Genomic DNA, 4,970 nt, shown 5'->3' on the forward strand with positions numbered 1-4,970 from the left:
CCATTTGCATCCTGCTTCACAGTCAAGTTATTGCCTGCTACCATTTCTACAGTATTGCTTGGTTTAATTAACTCTCCATCATCCTTAGTTCCAGTAAGTTTTTCTCCACCGTCAGCAGATGTTTTCAAGTTGAAGCCCGCATTGTTGATTGCTTCCGCTACATTTTGTACGGTAGCCACTTTATTCAATCCTGCCTCATCATGCGCTTTCTGTGCTGCGTCTACTGGTGTTTGTTTAGCAGCTACGTCAGCTTTCTTATCTGCCACCGCTTGTTGTAATGCTGGATCTTTTGGATCTGCCGCTAATGCTTTCTCTGCTTCTTTTAAAGCTTCTCTTGCTGCAGACAAGTCTTTTTCAGCAGCTGCTAAGGTTTCTTTTAATTGCTTAGCTGTTGCTGGATCTGCAGGTGTAGCAATAGCTCCTGTTTCCTTATTATCCGTACCTACTGCTGGTTTCATTTCACCAGTAGTTACTTTCACGCCATTTTCGTCAACCGTTACAGAACCATTAGCTGCTTTTACATTAAATGTAACATCACTTGCCGTGTTATTCTCACGAGTTGTTACCACCGCGGTAGTACCAAGACCATTGACAAAGTTCACTGTATCATATGGTTTTACAAAATCACGAGATTCTCCATTATTTTGTAAGTTCCAACCTGCGTTCAATACGTCGGATACTGTGGCTGCATTGTTACCAATGTACTTAGGATTTGTTTGTCCATCTTTTGTTTTTGGATTTGCTAATGCTGCTGCTTCTTCCGCTGTTAATGGCGCTTTGTTGATATTTTCTACATCGCCTGTTTTTTCTGTACCATCAGGATTTGTAATTGTTTTGGAACCATCATTTACATTTGGAATGTTGTTTTTCACATTTTTCAATGTAGTTGGGCTTGTTGTGCCTTCTGGTCCATTGATAGATGTAACCACATCACCTTTTGGAACTTCTGCACCTGATCCATCTGGATTTTCAAAGAATTTCACTTCTTCTTTACCTGTTTTTGGATCTGTCACCGTCTTAGGATATACCTTAGTACCATCTGCTTTTGTGTAATTAACAGGTGTAACTGAGTTATTGGTAGACGTTTGGTCATCTACTTTTACAGTGATTGTACGTACACCTTTGTCATCTGTTTTACCAGATACGATAGCTGTACCTTCGCCTACAAATTTCACTTCATTTGCATTTTTCACTGTATCTGTATAAGCCTTGTCTGTTTCACCTGTTGTTTTGTCAGAAGATACAATCCAACCCATATTGCGCAAATCACCCACCGTAGCAGCTGTATTGTCGCTTACTTTAGGTTTTGACCCATCTGTTGGTGTAGATAAATCTACTAAACCATTATTAGCTTTTGTAGAACCTGGAACTTCTTTTCCATCTACTGTATCACCATATTTTTGTAAGCCAGATGTTACATTTCCTAATTGTGTAGGATCTGTAGTTTTCTTATTTGGTTCAGCATCTGTATTTTTAACATTTGGATTCACCAAAGAAGAGGTTAATGGGTTTGCAGTTGTATCGATTGGTTTGATAACATTTCCATTTTCATCCACAGGTTTACCATCTTTATTCACCTTCGTACTTGGCTTACCATTTGCGTCAATTGGTTGACCTTTATCATTCACTGTATAATAATCGTCTCCAATTTTGGATACTGGTGTACCATCTGCTGTAGTGTATGTCACAGGCAATCCTGTTACATTGTATGTCACATTGCTTGTGGTTCCATCTTCAGATGTAGTCACCACGGCTGTCGTATTCACACCGTTTACAAAGTTCACAGTATCGAATGGTTTCACAAAGTCACGGGCTGCTCCATTGTTTTGTAAATTCCAACCTGCGTTTAATACGTCAGATACTGTAGCTGCATTGTTACCAATGTACTTAGGATTTGTTTGTCCATCTTTTGTTTTTGGATTTGCTAATGCTGCTGCTTCTTCTGCTGTTAATGGCGCTTTGTTGATATTTTCTACATCGCCTGTTTTTTCTGTACCATCAGGATTTGTAATTGTTTTGGAGCCATCATTTACATTTGGAATGTTGTTTTTCACATTTTTCAATGTAGTTGGGCTTGTTGTGCCTTCTGGTCCATTGATAGATGTAACCACATCACCTTTTGGAACTTCTGCACCAGATCCGTCTGGATTTTCAAAGAATTTAACTTCTTCTTTACCTGTTTTTGGATCTGTCACAGTCTTAGGATATACCTTAGTACCATCTGCTTTTGTGTAATTAACAGGTGTAACTGAGTTATTTGTAGACGTTTGGTCATCTACTTTTACAGTGATGGTACGTACATTGCCATCTGTTTTACCAGATACGATAGCTGTACCTTCGCCAATGAATTTCACTTCGTTAGCATTTTTCACTGTATCTGTATAGGCCTTGTCTGTTTCACCTGTTGTTTTGTCAGAAGATACAATCCAACCCATATTACGCAAATCGCCTACTGTAGCGGCTGTATTGTCGCTTACTTTAGGTTTTGCCCCATCTGTTGGTGTAGATAAATCAACTAAACCATTGTTAGCTTTTGTGGAACCTGGAACTTCTTTTCCATCTACTGTATCACCATATTTTTGCAAGCCAGATGTTACATTTCCTAATTGTGTAGGATCTGTAGTTTTCTTATTTGGTTCAGCATCTGTATTTTTAGCATTTGGATTCACTAATTTAGATGTTAATGGAGTATCTGTAATATTAACTTCAGAAATTGGTTGTCCATCTTCACCAACAGGCACTCCATTTTCATTGATTTTTGTAGCTGGCTTACCATTGGAATCCAATGGTTGACCTTGTTCATTAACTTTGTAGTATTTGTCTCCAATTTTGGATACTGGTGTACCATCTGCTGTAGTGTATGTTACAGGCAATCCTGTTACATTGTATGTCACATTGCTTGTGGTTCCATCTTCAGATGTAGTCACCACGGCTGTCGTATTCACACCGTTTACAAAGTTCACAGTATCGAATGGTTTTACAAAGTCTTTCGCAGCGCCATTATTTTGTAAATTCCAACCTGCGTTCAATACGTCAGATACTGTGGCTGCATTGTTGCCTACGAAGTTAGGATTTGATTTGCCATCTTTTGTTGTTGGTTTCAACAAGTCCGCTGCTTCTTCTGCTGTCAATGGAGCTTTGTTAATGTTTGCTACATTACCTGCATCTGGTTTATCTGTTCCATCAGCATTTGTTACTTTTTTATCAGCATCATTCACTGCTGGAATGTTATTTTTCACATTGCTTAAGGATGTTGGGCTTGTAGTTCCTTTTGGTCCATTAATTGTTGTTTTAACAGGACCTGTTACATCCTCGCCTTTTCCATCTGGTTTAGTATTGAAGATTTGGTTACCATCTTTATCTGTTTTACCAGTTGGATACACTTGTTTACCATCTTTATCTGTGTACACCACAGGTGTTACCGCATTGTTTGTAGACGTTTGGTCATCTACTTTTACAGTGATTGTACGTACACCTTTATTATCTGTTTTACCAGATACGATAGCTGTACCTTCGCCTACAAATTTCACTTCGTTAGCGTTTTTCACTGTTGCTGAGTATTCATCAGTAGTGACTGCACCATTTTCACCTGTTGTTTTGTTAGAAGATACAATCCAACCCATGTTACGTAGATCACCTACAGTAGCGGCTGTATTATCGCTTACATTCGGTTCACCTTGTTCTGGTTTAGACAAGTCTACTAAGTTATTACGAACTGGCGCTTTACCATTAACTTCTGGGTCACTATAATTTGTTAATTTGCTAGTTACATTATCCAAAGTTGTTGGACTTGTTGTGCCAGTTTTATTAGTTTCCGGTGCTGGGTTTACCAAGGATGTTTTCAATGGTTTTGCCGCTGTATCAATTGGGTTGATCACATTGCCATTACCATCGATAGGTTCTCCATTGTTGTTCACTTTCGTGCTTGGGTTACCTTGTTCATCTACTGGTTGACCTTTGTCATTTACTTTGTAGAATTTATCTCCAATTTTGGATACTGGTATACCATCTGCTGTTGTGTATGTCACAGGCAAGCCTGTTACATTGTATGTCACATTGCTTGTTGTACCATCATCAGATGTTGTTACAACCGCTGTTGTATTTAAACCGTTCACGAAGTTTACAGTGTCATATGGTTTCACGAAGTCTTTCGCAGTGCCATTGTTTTGTAAATTCCAACCTGCGTTCAATACGTCAGATACTGTGGCTGCATTGTTGCCTACGAAGTTAGGATTTGATTTGCCATCTTTTGTTGTTGGTTTCAACAAGTCCGCTGCTTCTTCTGCTGTCAATGGCGCTTTGTTAATGTTTGCTACATTACCTGCATCTGGTTTATCTGTTCCATCAGCATTTGTTACTTTTTTATCAGCATCATTCACTGCTGGAATGTTGTTTTTCACATTGCTCAAGGATGCTGGACTTGTGGTTCCTTTTGGTCCATTAATTGTTGTTTTAACAGGACCTGTTACATCCTCGCCTTTTCCATCTGGTTTAGTATTGAAGATTTGGTTTCCATCTTTATCTGTTTTACCAGTTGGATATACTTGTTTACCATCTTTATCTGTGTACACCACAGGTGTTACCGCATTGTTTGTAGACGTTTGGTCATCTACTTTTACAGTGATTGTACGAACACCTTGGTCATCTGTTTTACCAGATACGACAGCTGTACCTTCGCCTACAAATTTCACTTCGTTAGCGTTTTTCACTGTTGCAGAGTATTCATCAGTAGTGACTGCACCATTTTCGCCTGTTGTTTTGTTAGAAGATACAATCCAACCCATGTTACGTAGATCACCTACAGTAGCAGCTGTGTTATCGCTTACTTTTGGTTCATCTCCATTTGCTGGTTTGGATAAATCTACTAAGCCATTATTCGCTTTTGTAGAACCTGGAACTTCTTTTCCATCTACTGTATCACCATATTTGTCCAAGCCAGATGTTACATTGCCTAATTGTGTAGCTGTTGT

General features: G+C 39.0%; 1 protein-coding gene. It reads right to left on the reverse strand.

The features are described from left to right. A partial coding sequence (locus tag EO114_RS07755; RefSeq protein ID WP_164723804.1) for a Hia/Hsf adhesin N-terminal domain-containing protein occupies positions 1-4,970 on the reverse strand: 4,970 nt, incomplete at both ends.

It is taken from the genome of Veillonella sp. 3627, assembly GCF_003992195.1.
Classification (GTDB): Bacteria; Bacillota; Negativicutes; order Veillonellales; family Veillonellaceae; genus F0422.